We start from the raw sequence: 12,964 nt of genomic DNA, 5'->3' as shown, positions 1-12,964 counted from the left end.
GCCCACCATGATGGAAGCGGCTATCCTCGATGCAGTCAACGGCGGCAAGCTGGTCCAGCTTGCCGGCCTTTCGGCACGTTATTCCGACCCGGCCTTCTCGGTCGCCCACGGTGGTCATGTCAGGACCATCGCTGCAGGACATTATACCGTCGCGGGCTTGTCGAAACACGTGCGGCTTGGCGAATTCGTCGCCCATCGCAGCGCGACCGGCATCCATCTCGGCGAAGTGGTCCGCGTCGAGCCGGACATTATCTACGTCTGCCCCATCGAGCCCGGCGAGCCGATCGGCATCGGCGATACGGTGATCCGTAAGGGCGCCTTTCGTGTCGCGCCGGACAATAGCTGGTGTGGACGCACGATCAATTCGCTCGGAGAGCCGATCGACGGCAAGGGTCCGGTCGGGCGCGGTCTTCATCCGCGGTCGATCGCCAATACCGCTCCGCCTTCGATGACGCGCAGCCGCGTTGAAAAGGGTTTCAGGACCGGGGTCCGGGCAATCGACATCTTCTCGCCGCTCTGCCTCGGCCAGCGCCTTGGCATTTTCGCCGGCTCAGGCGTCGGCAAGTCGACGCTTCTCTCGATGCTCGCCAGAGCCGACTCCTTCGATAAGGTGGTGATCGCGTTGGTCGGCGAGCGTGGCCGCGAAGTGCGCGAATTCATCGAGGATACGCTCGGCGAGCACATGTCGAAATCGATCGCCGTCGTTGCGACCAGCGACGAAAGCCCGATGCTGCGCAAGATGGCGCCGCTGGTGGCGATCACCATCGCCGAACATTTCCGCGATCAGGGCGACAACGTCCTGTTCATCGCCGACAGCGTCACCCGTTTTGCCCATGCGATTCGCGAGGTCGCCGTTGCGGCAGGCGAGCCGCCGATCGCCCGCGGTTATCCGGCGTCGGTCTTCACCGAGCTGCCGCGCCTGCTTGAACGCGCTGGCCCGGGCGTCGAGGGAACGGGTACGATCACCGCGATCATCTCCATCCTTGTCGATGGCGACAACCACAACGACCCGATCGCCGACTCGACCCGCGGCATTCTCGACGGTCACATCGTTCTCGAGCGTTCGCTTGCCGAGGAAGGCCGTTACCCGCCGATCAACCCGCTCTCCTCGATCTCGCGTCTTGCCCGAAAGGCCTGGACCGAGGATCAGGAAAAGCTGGTGTCGCGCCTGAAATCGCTGGTGCACCGCTACGAGGAGACGCGCGACCTGCGCCTGATCGGCGGTTACCGCGCCGGCAGCGATCCGGATCTCGACATGGCGATCAAGCAGGTGCCGGTCATCTACGAAGTCTTGAAGCAGACGCCGGGGGAGAAGCCGGCGCTCGATGCTTACGCGGATCTGGCCAATGCGCTGCGGGCGGCGGCAGGGCAGGGCAATCCGCAGTCGGCCATAGCAAGAAGGTGATTATTCGATGAGCGACAAGAACAACCAGGAAGCGGCGGCTCAATCGGAAGAGGCTCGGTCGCGATTGGGCGACAAGATCCTTGTCGCGACGGGCATCACGCTGGCCGCGGCCTCCGCCTTCTTTCCCTGGTACGTCTTCCTGAATGCCGACAAGTTCGGCATCCGGACGGAAGCGCTCGGCCGGACGCGCGATCTGCCCCCGGGCGCCGCGCGCTCAGTCGTCACCGTATCGCCTCTTGCCATGACCGACAGTTCCAAGGACGATTGGCCGAAGCCTGTCGAGCCGATGGATGCGCTGACCACGGCCACCACGTCGTCCCTTGGCGAGACGCGCAAGGACGGCAATCTGCAGGAAGAGCAGCCCTTTCCGGGGCGAGGCAATTTCCGGCTGCTGCACGTCGCCAATGGCCGCGCGCTCATCGAGGACGGCTCCGGCATGTATATGGTCCGGGTCGGCTCGGTTTTGCCCGACAACAGCAAGCTCGCCACGCTCGAACAACGTGGCGGCAAGTGGGTGATCATTACTTCCAGCGGAGAAGTTTATCAGGACACCGGCGGGAGTGCTCGCCCGTAAGTCCGACGCAAGGTTACTGGCTTAGTTTCCGGACAGAAGATGGAGACAAGCCTATGCAACCGATTCAATTGTTCGAAATGGCATCCCGTCAGGCCGAGTGGCTTTCGGTGCGCCAGGAAGTTGTTGCGGGCAACATCGCCAATGCCAACACGCCGAAGTTCAAGGCGAAGGATATCACGCCTTTCGACTCGGTGCTGGACCGCACGCATGTTCCGATGGCCCGCACCAATCCGGCCCATTTCGCCAGCAACGACCTCAGCGATGAGATCGACATCAAGGCATCGGAACTGAACGAGGAAATCGGTGTCCAGGAATCCGGAAATACCGTCTCGCTGGCCGACGAGCTGACGAAGACGGGTGAAATCAAACGCCAATACGAATTGAGCACAGGACTAGTGAAATCGTTTCACAGCATGATGCTGACGTTAGTTAAGAGGTAAGCAAATGGATCCGCTTTCAGCCTCCCTGAAGATCGCTGGATCGGGAATGGAGGCGCAGTCGACACGTCTGCGCATCGTTTCCGAAAACATCGCCAACGCCCGCTCCACCGGCGACACGCCCGGTGCCGACCCCTACCGCCGCAAGACGATAACCTTCGGCTCCGAGTTGGATAGAGCAAGCGGCGTGGACGTGGTCGAGATCAAGAAGCTCGGCAACGACAGCTCCAAGTTCATCGAGGAATATGATCCGGACCATCCGGCCGCCGATGCCAAGGGCATGGTCAAGATGCCCAACGTCAACATGCTGATTGAGATGGCCGACATGCGCGAGGCCAATCGCTCCTACGACGCAAACATCCAGACCATCAAGCAGACGCGCGAACTGATCGCTGCGACGATTGACCTTCTGAAGGCCGGACAATGATTGACAAGATTCAAAACCTTAGCTCTCTCTCGCTGACCAACGGCCTCGACGAGGTCGGTTCCGCAAGCAGCTCCACGCTCGCCGGCGGCATCGCGACGACGCCCGGCCAGAACACCGGCATGGATTTCGGCAGCGTCATGGCCAACATGGCGACGGACACGATGAACAGCCTGAAGGGCGCGGAATCGATGTCGTTCAAGGCCATCCAGGGCAAGGCCAATACCCGCGAAGTCGTAGATGCGGTTCTTGAAGCGCAGCAGTCGCTCCAGACCGCCATGGCGCTGCGAGACAAGATCGTCTCCGCCTATCTCGAAGTCACGAAAATGCAGATCTAGAGTTTGAGGACGAAGACATGAGAGCGCTTTCCGTCGCAGCAACGGGCATGGATGCCCAGCAGACCAATCTCGAAGTCATCGCGAACAACATCGCGAACATCAACACGACCGGTTACAAGCGCGCCCGCGCCGAGTTTTCCGATCTTCTCTATCAAAGCGAGCGTGCCCAGGGCGTTCCGAACCGCGCCAACCAGGCGATCGTGCCCGAAGGCGCGAACATCGGTCTCGGCGTGCAGACCTCGGCTGTTCGCAACATCCACACCCAGGGTGAACTGACCCATACCGAGAACGATCTCGACGTGGCGATCGTCGGCCGCGGCTGGTATCAGATCCAGACCCCGGATGGCCAGACGCTCTACAGCCGCGCCGGCGCCTTCAACAAGAACGCCGATGGCCAGCTGGTCACGATTGACGGTTATGCAGTCGTGCCGAACATCACCTTCCCGGCAGATGTCAGCGAAACCAAGATCACCCGCACCGGCCAGGTCATGGTCCGCATCGGCAATTCCCCCGATTTCACCGAGATCGGCCAGCTCACAACCGCCAACTTCGTCAACGAGGCCGGCCTGCAGCCGCTCGGCGACAACCTGTTTGCGCAGACCGCCGCATCCGGCGAACCGATCGTGGCAGCCCCCGAGGATCCAGGCTTCGGTTATCTGAAGCAGGGTTATCTGGAGAGTTCGAACGTCGACGCCGTCCGGGAGATCACCGATCTGATCTCCGCCCAGCGCGCCTACGAGATGAACTCCAAGGTCATCACCACCGCCGATGAGATGGCTACGATCGTCAGCAAGAACCTGAAATAATAAACAGGAGACGGGCAGACATGAAGTTTCGCCGGAAAAATGCGATTGGCGCCAGGCTGGCCTTGCGGCTCCTGGCAGCGCTTCTTGCCGTAACGGGCTCGCCGGCCCTCGCCGGCATGGGGACGGCTGTTGTGCCGGTCCAGACCATTTATCCCGGCGAAGAGATCACCGAGGGCAGGGTCGAGGAGGTGCAGGTCACCAATCCGAATCTGGGCGGCGACTATGCCCGCAGGACCGAGGAAGTCGTGGGCATGGTGGCAAAACGCACGCTGTTGGCCGGGCGCACCGTTCCGGTTTCGGCACTTCGCGAAGCCTTCGCGGTCACGCGCGGCAAGTCGGTTCGCCTGACCTTCACCATCGGCGCCATGACCATTTCGGCCTCCGGCGCGCCGCTTGAGAATGCGGCGGTCGGGGATGTCATTCGTGTGCGCAACATCGATTCGGGTGTCACGGTCAGCGGTACCGTCATGGCTGATGGGACGATCCAGGTGATGGCGAAATGAGAACCCGTCTCTTCCTCACAACACTTGCCGTGATCGGCTCCCTCCTGGGCGGCGCGCCGGCATCCGCCGACGGTCCCTATGTCGTCACCGCCCGTATCAAGGACATCGCGTCCCTGCAGGCCGGCCGCGACAACCAGCTGATCGGCTACGGCCTCGTCGTCGGTCTTCAGGGCTCGGGCGACAGCCTGCGCTCGTCTCCCTTTACCGACCAGTCGATGAAGGCGATGCTGCAGAACCTCGGCATCTCGACCCAGGGCAGCCAGTCCAACGCCAAGAACGTCGCGGCCGTCATGGTCACGGCCAACCTGCCTCCCTTCGCCAGCCCCGGCAGCCGCATCGACGTCACGGTCAGCTCGCTCGGCGACGCGACCTCGCTACGCGGCGGCACGCTGGTCATGACCTCGCTTTCCGGCGCCGACGGCCAGATCTACGCCGTCGCCCAGGGTGCGCTGGTCGTGTCCGGTTTCTCGGCCCAGGGCCAGGCGGCCACGTTGACCGAAGGCGTGACGACGGCGGCCCGCGTTCCGAACGGTGCGATCGTCGAGCGCGAATTGCCGTCCAAGTTCAAGGACTCGGTGAACCTCGTCCTGCAGCTCCGCAATCCGGATTTCTCGACCGCGGTGCGTGTCTCCGACATCGTCAACAGCTTCGCGGCCCGCCGGTACGGCGGTCCGATCGCAGAACCTCGCGACAGCCAGGAAGTGATCGTTCAAAAGCCGAAGTCCGCCGATCTGACGCGCCTGATGGCCGAGATCGAGAACCTCGTGGTCGAGACCGATACGCCGGCCAAGGTCGTCGTCAATGAGCGGACCGGCACGATCGTCATCGGCGCGGATGTGAAGATCTCGCGCGTTGCCGTGAGCTACGGGACGCTGACGGTGCAGGTCACGGAGACCCCGCAGGTGATCCAGCCCGAACCTTTCTCGCGCGGCGAGACGGCGGTTCAGCCCCAGACGGATATCATGGCGATGAAGGACGGCGGCCAGGTCGCGCTCCTCAACGGTCCGGATCTGCGGACCTTGGTCGCCGGTCTCAACAGCATCGGCGTCAAGCCGGACGGCATCATCGCCATCCTGCAAGGCATCAAGTCCGCCGGCGCCCTTCAAGCGGAGCTCGTCCTGCAATGACCGAGACGCTATTCACCATTTCCGTATCCAAGACGCTGGCGCGCCGCGTCCTCGCTGCCGCGGCTGTCCTGACACTGGTGTCTCAGGTCGGAGCACAGCAGCCGCCGCCGGTCACCGAAGTGTCGACCAGCGACGAAATCCAGAAATTCTGCACCAATATCGCCGATGCCGCGCGCGATCAGCGTTATCTCCTGCAGAAGCAGGAGCTCGAAAAGCTGCAGGCCGATGTCGACGACCGCATCAAGGCCCTCCAGGATCGTACCGCCGAATACCAGGACTGGCTGAAGCGCCGCAACGACTTCCTGGCGCGGGCCCAGGCGGGCCTGGTCGATATCTTCAAGACGATGAAACCGGATGCGGCAGCGCCGCAGCTCGGAGAAATGAACATGGAGGTCGCAGCCGCGATCATCATGCAGCTTCCCGCCCGCCAGTCGGCCCTTTTCCTCGCGGAAATGGACCCGCAGAAGGCCGGCATGATCTCCACGATCATCTCAAGCGCTTCCGACCCCAACACGTCGAAAGCACGCGCTCCCAATGTTCCGAAAGTGCCCTCATGACGAAACGCATTCCCGCCATCATGGCCGTTCTGTTCCTGGCTGGTTGTTCGAGCCAGACGATCAAGGAGATCGGCAATGCGCCGGCGATGAGCCCGATCGGCAGCGGCCTGCAATATGCGCAGGCGCCGCAGATGTCGTCCTATCCGAAGCAGCCGCGGCAGATGGCCAGCGGCTATTCGCTCTGGAGCGACAATCAGGCTGCGCTTTTCAAGGATTCTCGCGCTTTGAATGTCGGCGACATCCTGACGGTCGATATCAAGATCAACGACAAGGCGTCGTTCGACAACGAGACGGAACGCAACCGCACGAATTCGACCAGCCTGACCTGGGGGGCCAATCTCAGCAACCTGTTCGGCTGGACCCCGAAAGCGGGCACGACCGGCGATCTCGGTACGGATTCGAGCACGGATTCGCAGGGCAAGGGAACGACCAAGCGTGCCGAAAGCCTGAAGCTGCTCGTGGCTGCCGTCGTGACCGGGATTCTCGAAAACGGCAATCTCCTGATCAGCGGCTCGCAGGAAGTGCGCGTCAATCACGAAATCCGCATTCTGAATGTTGCCGGCATCGTCCGGCCGCAGGATGTCGATTCCACCAATATGATCTCCTACGACAAGATCGCCGAGGCCCGCATCTCCTACGGTGGCCGTGGCCGCCTGACGGAAGTCCAGCAGCCGCCGGTCGGTCAGCAGGTCGTCGATATGTTCTCGCCCTTCTGACGGACCTGGGCGAAGGTCTCTTGATGTGAAGGTTTGAAGACCATGGCGGATGAAGCACAGGCGGCCGACGCCGCTAAGAAGAAGAACGGCACCATCATGGTCATCGCGGGCGTCGCGATCCTGACCGTGATCGGCGCCGGCGGCGGCTGGGTCGTCGGCGGCATGATCGCTCCGAAGGACCCGAACGCGGCGCAGAAGCACGAGACGGCGGCAGCCGGCGGCGAACACGGCGAGGCCGGCAAGAAGGAAGAGGGGCTTCCCCACATTTCCACCGAGGCGAACGGCGTCGTTCTCCTCGAGCCGATTACCACCAATCTCGCCTATCCGTCCGAAAACTGGATCCGGCTCGAAGTGGCGCTTGCATTCAAGGGGCCGCCGGAATTGCCGCTCGCGGAAAATATCCACCAGGATATCCTTGCCTACATGCGCACCGTTTCGCTGCAGCAGATCGAGGGCCCACGCGGCTTCCAGTATCTCAAGGACGATATCAAGGAACGCGTCGATCTTCGCTCTCAGGGCAAGGTCGCCAAGGTGATGTTCCGGTCCTTCGTGATCGAATAAAGGCAAGCGATCCGGTCATATAAAAAGGCGGCGAAGCCATGCTTCGCCGCCTTTTTATATCTGGAAATTTAACTCTAGTGCGCCCGGATCGCCGGACCGAGGCGACCCCGACGCGTATCCGGCGCGCCGGGATCTATTTCGTCTGTAAAGCGTCAACGGACGCGCTTGAGGTAGCCGTCCGGAGCGACGGTGACCAGCAGCTTGTTCTCGACATGCTTGTCGATGACGAATTCCGAATGGGTTTTCAGATATTCGTGCACGGCCGTCATCGGATTGTCCCCGGGACCCCAGGGGCGATCGTTGGAGGTTTCCGCCGGCATGTTCTCGACCAGGGTGTCGAAGACGACGCAATAGCTGCCGATGCTCGTCAGCGGCGCGTAGAGTTCGAGTTCCCTGAGGACATGCTCATGGGTGTGGTTGCTGTCGAGGCAGACCAGGATGTTCGAATACTGCGAGGCGACCTCGCGAACCTGGGCGATGATGTCGTCGGCAACGCTCGACCCCTGGATCATCTGGATCCGCGGATAGAAAGGATGCGCCTCGATCGCCGCCTTGTTATGGGCGCGGATGTCGATGTCGATGCCGAGAACCTTGCGCTTCGGCTTGTTCGGATCGACGACCTCGCCCTTTTCCGCAGCTTCCGCCAATTCGATCATGGCGAGCATCGACGCGCTGAGGATCAGGGATCCGCCATGTGCGATGCCGGTTTCGATGATCAGGTCCGGCTTCACCGCCCAGATCAGTTCCTGCATCGCCACCATGTCCTGGGGGTACTGGATGATGGGCCGGCCGAGCCAGAAGAAGTTGTAGGAATATTTGGACGCCACCGACGCTTCCAAGAATTTTGCGGCCTTGTCCTTCAACTCGCTGTTGCCGGCGACGGCTTCGACGCGAGTTTCGACTTCCTTCTGGAAATCAGTCATGATGGGTCCTCTGTATGTCAGCGTTGCAACTTTGTTCGAATTCTCTTTGGCAATCCCAACGCAGCACCACCGGTTGCCGTTTACCCAAGGCAGGCTGTCGCGGCTGTCGGGCCGCCTAACAGCTATGCCACGTTTCCTACCGCCTCAGTCCCACGACGCAAGGCGGATCCACCAGATTATCGGGACGGGCGCCGAATCGTAAGAGATCGCGGCGACCATACTCGTCGGCTAACCGCTCGGCTATCTGCCGCACCGTGACCGGAATTCCGGAGCAGACGTTGGCTGCTCCCGTTCTGTCGCCGAGTCCGATATCGGCAATCTGCCTTCCCGCTTCCCGCACGTCCAGAAAGTCGCGGATCTGGTTGCCGCTCGTCAGATCCACGGGCTTGCCTGCGGCAAGCTGCGTCCGAAGATAGGGGAAGAGACGGCGCTCGTCCTCGCCTTCGCCGAAAAGATAAAAGAGCCGGCACCAGGCAAAGCTGATCTGATGCAGGGGCAGCCATTGCGACAGAGCCAGGAATACCGCGGCTTTCGCGCCCGCATAGGGGCTGATCGGGCGCAGCGGCGTATCGGTGGCCAGCATGCCGACCGAGACATCGTATTCGAAACATGTGCCGACGCCGACGAACCGTTTGACCCTGGCGAGTGCCGCGCCCTGCGCCATGCGCAACGTGCCCTCGAGGCAGACGATATTTTCCGGCGACTGCAGGTATTTGCCGGGCTCGGCATACCAGGCGACATGCGCGACGGTATCGACGCCTTCAAGCGCCTTCGCCCACCACTCGACCGGCTCGCGGAACAGGTCCGGCGTCCGCACCATGCTCTCGACGGCGGAGGGATCGCCAAGCCGGCTCTCGGCTGATCCTTCCCGTAGGACAACACGAACGCGCGCACCGGATTCGGTCAGCGACCGAAGCACCTGCCGGCCGACAAAACCTGTTCCTCCGGTGAGCAGAACCAGTCGCGTCATACGATCTGCAACTCCGGCACCGCCGTCACGAACCTGGTGCCCTGTTCGGCAAGCGAAGCCAGTTGCTGGCGGACTTCGGTCGCAATGTTCCAGGGCAGGATCATCACATAGTCCGGCCGGCGCGCGACGATCTCGTCGGGATGCAGGATCGGGATATGGCTGCCCGGCATGAATTTGTTCTGCTTGGCGGCGGCCGCATCGCAGACATAGGGCAGCAGGTCCGGCTTGACGCCGGCGAAGTTGAGCAGGGTGTTGCCCTTGGCCGCAGCCCCATAGGCTGCCACCGTCTTGCCCTCGCGCTTTGCCTGCAGAAGGAAGACGAGCGTATCGTTCTTGACCTTCTCGGCCTTAGCTTGGAAGTCCGCATAGGTCGCCGACGTCTGGAGACCGCGACGCGCCTCTTCGGTGAGCAGCGTGGTGACGGCTTCGGTCGTCTGGCGCGAATCACCTGCATGGCAGCCGTAGACGCGCAGGCTGCCGCCATGGGTCGGCAATTCCTCGACATCGAAGACGCGTAAGCCCCCCGCTTCGAAGATCTTTCCGACCGTGAAGAGCGAAAGATAGGAGAAGTGCTCGTGATAGACCGTGTCGAACTGGTTGTGCTCGATGAGCCGCATCACATGCGGGAATTCGAGCGTCACCGTGCCGCCGGCCTTAAGCACCGCCTTCAGACCGCGCGTGAAATCGTTGATATCGGGGACATGGGCATAGACATTGTTGCCGAGGATGAGATCGGCACCCTTGCCTTCGCCGGCCAATTGCTTGCCCAGCGCCTCCCCAAAGAACTCCCGGCGGACCGGAATGCCGAGCGCCTCGGCGGCTTCGGCCGTGCTCGCCGTCGGCTCGACGCCGAGGCAGGGAATGCCGGCCTTGACGAAATTCTTGAGCAGATAACCGTCGTTGGAGGCGACCTCGATGACCATGCTGTCCCGGCCGAGACCGAGACGGGAAGTGATCATCTCGACATAACGGGCCGCGTGGGCAAGCCAGCTCGTCGATGCGCTGGAGAAATACGCATATTCGGCACTGAAGAGTGATTCGGCGGAAGCATAGTCCTCCGTCTGGACCAGCCAGCATTCCTCGCAGACCTGCAGCCTCAAGGGAAAATAGACTTCCGGCCTGGAGAGATCCTCGGCGGTCAGATAGGCGTTGGACGGCGGCGCGAAGCCGAGGTCCAGGAAATCGCAGCGGAGCGTGGTACCGCAGTGGCGGCAGTTCATGGCGTCAGTCCCGTGAATTGTGATGTCAGGTTGGAATGACCGCGATCCCGATCCGACATTTCGGTGATTACCAGCGGCCAGGCGATGTCGAGTGCGGGATCCTGCGCGTTCAGCGCGCCCTCGGAGCCCGATGCGTAGGGCATCGAATGGAAATAGAGGAGGTCGCAGTCGTCCGTCAGAGTTTGAAAGCCGTGCGCGAACCCTTCCGGGATTAGGAGCGAATGGCGGTTCTCGGCGGAAAGCTCTTGTGCATGCCATTTCAGGAAGGTCGGGGAATCGCGCCTGAGATCCACGGCGACATCCCAGACTGCGCCGCGCAGGCAGTTGACGAGCTTCATCTCCGCATGCGGCGGGTGCTGGAGATGCATGCCGCGCACCGTGCCCCTGCGCGCCGTCATCGTCAGGTTGATCTGGGCGATCGGTTTTGCCCAACCCGCCGCCGCCAGCTCGTCTGCGCAGAACATGCGCGACAGGAAACCGCGCGAATCACCGAGATTCTGGCGTTCGACGAGTTTCAGGCCGGCAAGCGGCAGGTCGGTGACGGTGAAGCGGCTCAAGGGCGTGCCTCGTATTCGGCGATTTCGGCTTCGCAAAGTGCGCGGGCATCGGCGCCGTCATGCTGCGCACGATACCATTTCATGGTCCGGTCGACAGCTTCCGCCAGCGACCAGCGTGGTTCGATGCCCAGCGTATGCCGCGCCTTGGCGGTTTCCAAGGCAAGCCAGCCCGCTTCGTGCGGTCCTTCGGTGCCGTCGCCATATTCGACTTCGCCGCGGCCGTAGGAGGCGCGGGCAATCTCGATGACCTGGCGCACCGGCGCCGCTTCGTGGCTGATCGGGCCGAAATTGAAGGCATCACCGATCGCCGGATTGACCCACAGCCGTTCCGCAAGCACGAGATAGGCCGAAAGCGGCTCGAGCACATGCTGCCACGGGCGCTTCGCCTCCGGGCGTCGGACGCTGACGGTGTTGCCGGACTGCCAGGCGCGCACCGCATCCGGCAGCAGACGGTCGGCCGACCAGTCGCCGCCGCCGATCACGTTGCCGGCTCGGGCGCTGGCGACCGCCACGCCTTTTTCGCGGAGAAACGAATCGCGGTAGCTCGCAATGACGATCTCTGATGCCGCCTTGCTGGCGCTATAGGGGTCGTGCCCGCCGAGATGGTCCGTCTCCCGGTAGGGGAAGGCATGTTCAAGGTTGCGGTAGACCTTGTCCGTGGTGATCGCGACAACGACGCGCGCCGTTGGGACCGAACGGACTGCCTCGAGCAGGTTGGCCGTTCCGAGCACGTTGGTCGCGAACGTGCCGAGCGGGTCCTGATAGCTCGGGCGCACCAGGGCCTGGGCGCCGAGATGCATCACGATATCGGGGGAGGCGGCCCGCACGAGTTCGGCGAGTTTCCCCGCGTCGCGAATGTCCTGGAAATGGCTTTCCTTGAGATCGGGCCGTGCGAGTGCAAAAAGGCTGGGCTGCGTCTCGGGCGGCAAGGCAATGCCGGTGACCTCGGCGCCGAGATGCCCGAGCCAGATCGAAAGCCAGGCGCCCTTGAAACCCGTATGCCCCGTCAGAACAACGCGTTTACCCGCCCAGAAACCACGGTCCGGGCGAGCCCCGCCGCTCACGGCCAGATTTTCCATGGCGCTTTTCCAGAGGCCCAGAGGTCTTCGAGAAGGTTCTTTTCGCGCAGCGTGTCCATCGGCTGCCAGAAACCTTCATGCTCATAGGCCATCAGCTCGCCCATCGTGGCAAGGTTCGCCATCGGCGCGGATTCCCACGGAATGTTGTCGCCCTCGATGAGGTCGATGCATTTCGGCGAAAGCACGAAGAAACCGCCATTGATCATGCCGCCATCGCCGCGCGGTTTTTCGACGAAACCGGTGACCTGGTTGCCGGAGCGTTCGAGCGCGCCGTAGCGACCGGGCGGATGCACAGCGGTAACCGTCGCATTCCTGCCGTGCGACCGATGGAACTTGACGAGCTCGGTGATGTTCACGTCGCTCAAGCCGTCACCATAGGTGAAGCAGAAGCTTTCCTCGTTACGCAGATATTCGGAGACCCGCTTCAGCCGCCCGCCGGTCATCGTCGCTTCGCCGGTATCGATCAGCGTGACTTTCCAGGGCTCGGCGCTGCGGCGATGGACCTGCTTTTCGTTATAGGCCATGTCGAAGGTGACGTCCGACATGTGCAGGAAGTAGTTCGCGAAATACTCCTTGATGACGTAGCCCTTGTATCCGCAGCAGATGATGAACTCGTTCACGCCATGGGCGGAGTAGAGCTTCATGATGTGCCACAGGATCGGCCGTCCGCCAATTTCGATCATCGGCTTGGGCTTGAGATGCGTCTCCTCGGAGATGCGGGTTCCCAACCCACCGGCGAGAATTACAGCTTTCAATTCCGTCTCTCC

Annotated in this window: 17 protein-coding genes; 11 read left to right on the top strand and 6 right to left on the bottom strand. The window is 62.2% G+C overall.

Translation table 11 applies throughout. From position 1 onward, the window contains the following. Positions 1-7: 7 nt before the first annotated feature. Genes fliI through ABCW43_RS08430 form a run of 11 tightly spaced genes read left to right on the top strand, consistent with a single transcriptional unit; the run spans position 8 to position 7,448 of the window. The gene (fliI, locus tag ABCW43_RS08480) at positions 8-1,405 is read left to right on the top strand and encodes a flagellar protein export ATPase FliI (protein WP_345923003.1); all 1,398 of its coding nucleotides are present in this window, start codon (positions 8-10) and stop codon (positions 1,403-1,405) included. A 7-nt stretch (positions 1,406-1,412) separates the two neighbouring features. Then, entirely contained in the window at positions 1,413-1,979 is a 567-nt protein-coding gene (locus ABCW43_RS08475; RefSeq protein WP_046603236.1) for a hypothetical protein, read from the top strand. Between the two features lie 53 nt (positions 1,980-2,032). Beyond that, the gene (gene flgB, locus ABCW43_RS08470; protein WP_037087087.1) at positions 2,033-2,419 is read left to right on the top strand and encodes a flagellar basal body rod protein FlgB; all 387 of its coding nucleotides are present in this window, start codon (positions 2,033-2,035) and stop codon (positions 2,417-2,419) included. A 4-nt stretch (positions 2,420-2,423) separates the two neighbouring features. Then, positions 2,424-2,843 (top strand): flagellar basal body rod protein FlgC, encoded by a 420-nt coding sequence (gene flgC, locus ABCW43_RS08465; RefSeq protein WP_345922997.1) that lies wholly within the window; start codon positions 2,424-2,426, stop codon positions 2,841-2,843. Beyond that, positions 2,840-3,178 carry a flagellar hook-basal body complex protein FliE gene (fliE, locus tag ABCW43_RS08460; RefSeq protein ID WP_345922995.1) on the top strand — a complete coding sequence of 113 codons (339 nt, stop codon included), beginning with the start codon at positions 2,840-2,842 and terminating at the stop codon, positions 3,176-3,178. Before flgC ends, fliE begins: the two co-directional genes overlap by 4 nt. Before the next feature lie 17 nt (positions 3,179-3,195). Continuing rightward, positions 3,196-3,984 (top strand): flagellar basal-body rod protein FlgG, encoded by a 789-nt coding sequence (gene flgG / locus ABCW43_RS08455; protein WP_037087082.1) that lies wholly within the window; start codon positions 3,196-3,198, stop codon positions 3,982-3,984. 20 nt (positions 3,985-4,004) lie between these two features. Continuing rightward, complete coding sequence (flgA, locus tag ABCW43_RS08450; protein ID WP_345922992.1) at positions 4,005-4,487, top strand: flagellar basal body P-ring formation chaperone FlgA; 483 nt, start codon at positions 4,005-4,007, stop codon at positions 4,485-4,487. Then, positions 4,484-5,614 (top strand): flagellar basal body P-ring protein FlgI, encoded by a 1,131-nt coding sequence (locus ABCW43_RS08445; protein ID WP_345922990.1) that lies wholly within the window; start codon positions 4,484-4,486, stop codon positions 5,612-5,614. The genes flgA and ABCW43_RS08445 overlap by 4 nt, the downstream gene beginning before the upstream one ends. Further along, complete coding sequence (locus ABCW43_RS08440; RefSeq protein ID WP_345922988.1) at positions 5,611-6,171, top strand: MotE family protein; 561 nt, start codon at positions 5,611-5,613, stop codon at positions 6,169-6,171. The genes ABCW43_RS08445 and ABCW43_RS08440 overlap by 4 nt, the downstream gene beginning before the upstream one ends. Next, positions 6,168-6,887, top strand: coding sequence for a flagellar basal body L-ring protein FlgH (gene flgH, locus ABCW43_RS08435; RefSeq protein WP_037087079.1), 720 nt, complete (start codon positions 6,168-6,170; stop codon positions 6,885-6,887). Before ABCW43_RS08440 ends, flgH begins: the two co-directional genes overlap by 4 nt. Positions 6,888-6,929: 42 nt before the next feature. Beyond that, positions 6,930-7,448, top strand: coding sequence for a flagellar basal body-associated FliL family protein (locus ABCW43_RS08430; protein ID WP_345922984.1), 519 nt, complete (start codon positions 6,930-6,932; stop codon positions 7,446-7,448). Between the two features lie 152 nt (positions 7,449-7,600). Here the strand turns inward: ABCW43_RS08430 and ABCW43_RS08425 are convergent, their stop codons facing one another. The 6 genes from ABCW43_RS08425 to rfbF form a co-directional block, all read right to left on the bottom strand. After that, positions 7,601-8,371, bottom strand: coding sequence for a cephalosporin hydroxylase family protein (locus ABCW43_RS08425; RefSeq protein WP_345922982.1), 771 nt, complete (start codon positions 8,369-8,371; stop codon positions 7,601-7,603). Positions 8,372-8,507: 136 nt separating this feature from the next. Continuing rightward, positions 8,508-9,341, bottom strand: a complete 834-nt coding sequence (locus ABCW43_RS08420; protein ID WP_345922980.1) for an NAD-dependent epimerase/dehydratase family protein — start codon at positions 9,339-9,341, stop codon at positions 8,508-8,510. Then, positions 9,338-10,561 (bottom strand): class I SAM-dependent methyltransferase, encoded by a 1,224-nt coding sequence (locus ABCW43_RS08415; RefSeq protein WP_345922977.1) that lies wholly within the window; start codon positions 10,559-10,561, stop codon positions 9,338-9,340. The genes ABCW43_RS08420 and ABCW43_RS08415 overlap by 4 nt, the downstream gene beginning before the upstream one ends. Continuing rightward, on the bottom strand, positions 10,558-11,118 hold the full coding sequence (locus tag ABCW43_RS08410; RefSeq protein WP_345922975.1) for a dTDP-4-dehydrorhamnose 3,5-epimerase family protein: 561 nt from the start codon (positions 11,116-11,118) through the stop codon (positions 10,558-10,560). The genes ABCW43_RS08415 and ABCW43_RS08410 overlap by 4 nt, the downstream gene beginning before the upstream one ends. After that, positions 11,115-12,197, bottom strand: a complete 1,083-nt coding sequence (rfbG, locus tag ABCW43_RS08405) for a CDP-glucose 4,6-dehydratase (protein ID WP_345922973.1) — start codon at positions 12,195-12,197, stop codon at positions 11,115-11,117. Before rfbG ends, ABCW43_RS08410 begins: the two co-directional genes overlap by 4 nt. Next, positions 12,179-12,952: a glucose-1-phosphate cytidylyltransferase gene (gene rfbF, locus ABCW43_RS08400; RefSeq protein WP_037087070.1), complete on the bottom strand. Its 774-nt coding sequence runs from the start codon at positions 12,950-12,952 to the stop codon at positions 12,179-12,181. The genes rfbG and rfbF overlap by 19 nt, the downstream gene beginning before the upstream one ends. Positions 12,953-12,964: the final 12 nt, after the last annotated feature.

Origin of the sequence: Neorhizobium tunisiense, from assembly GCF_039631515.1 — a bacterium.
Lineage (GTDB): Bacteria > Pseudomonadota > Alphaproteobacteria > Rhizobiales > Rhizobiaceae > Neorhizobium.
This window is presented reverse-complemented; position numbering and strand designations above follow the sequence as displayed.

What these genes read in the sequence shown, in the direction of transcription:
- flgA (WP_345922992.1), top strand. Translation starts at nt 4,005, where the DNA reads ATGAAGTTTCGCCGGAAAAATGCGATTGGCGCCAGGCTGGCCTTGCGG.
- rfbG (WP_345922973.1), bottom strand. Translation starts at nt 12,197, where the DNA reads ATGGAAAATCTGGCCGTGAGCGGCGGGGCTCGCCCGGACCGTGGTTTC.
- ABCW43_RS08415 (WP_345922977.1), bottom strand. Translation starts at nt 10,561, where the DNA reads ATGAACTGCCGCCACTGCGGTACCACGCTCCGCTGCGATTTCCTGGAC.
- flgG (WP_037087082.1), top strand. Translation starts at nt 3,196, where the DNA reads ATGAGAGCGCTTTCCGTCGCAGCAACGGGCATGGATGCCCAGCAGACC.
- ABCW43_RS08445 (WP_345922990.1), top strand. Translation starts at nt 4,484, where the DNA reads ATGAGAACCCGTCTCTTCCTCACAACACTTGCCGTGATCGGCTCCCTC.
- ABCW43_RS08440 (WP_345922988.1), top strand. Translation starts at nt 5,611, where the DNA reads ATGACCGAGACGCTATTCACCATTTCCGTATCCAAGACGCTGGCGCGC.
- ABCW43_RS08430 (WP_345922984.1), top strand. Translation starts at nt 6,930, where the DNA reads ATGGCGGATGAAGCACAGGCGGCCGACGCCGCTAAGAAGAAGAACGGC.
- ABCW43_RS08475 (WP_046603236.1), top strand. Translation starts at nt 1,413, where the DNA reads ATGAGCGACAAGAACAACCAGGAAGCGGCGGCTCAATCGGAAGAGGCT.
- flgB (WP_037087087.1), top strand. Translation starts at nt 2,033, where the DNA reads ATGCAACCGATTCAATTGTTCGAAATGGCATCCCGTCAGGCCGAGTGG.
- fliI (WP_345923003.1), top strand. Translation starts at nt 8, where the DNA reads ATGATGGAAGCGGCTATCCTCGATGCAGTCAACGGCGGCAAGCTGGTC.
- flgH (WP_037087079.1), top strand. Translation starts at nt 6,168, where the DNA reads ATGACGAAACGCATTCCCGCCATCATGGCCGTTCTGTTCCTGGCTGGT.
- ABCW43_RS08425 (WP_345922982.1), bottom strand. Translation starts at nt 8,371, where the DNA reads ATGACTGATTTCCAGAAGGAAGTCGAAACTCGCGTCGAAGCCGTCGCC.
- flgC (WP_345922997.1), top strand. Translation starts at nt 2,424, where the DNA reads ATGGATCCGCTTTCAGCCTCCCTGAAGATCGCTGGATCGGGAATGGAG.
- ABCW43_RS08420 (WP_345922980.1), bottom strand. Translation starts at nt 9,341, where the DNA reads ATGACGCGACTGGTTCTGCTCACCGGAGGAACAGGTTTTGTCGGCCGG.
- fliE (WP_345922995.1), top strand. Translation starts at nt 2,840, where the DNA reads ATGATTGACAAGATTCAAAACCTTAGCTCTCTCTCGCTGACCAACGGC.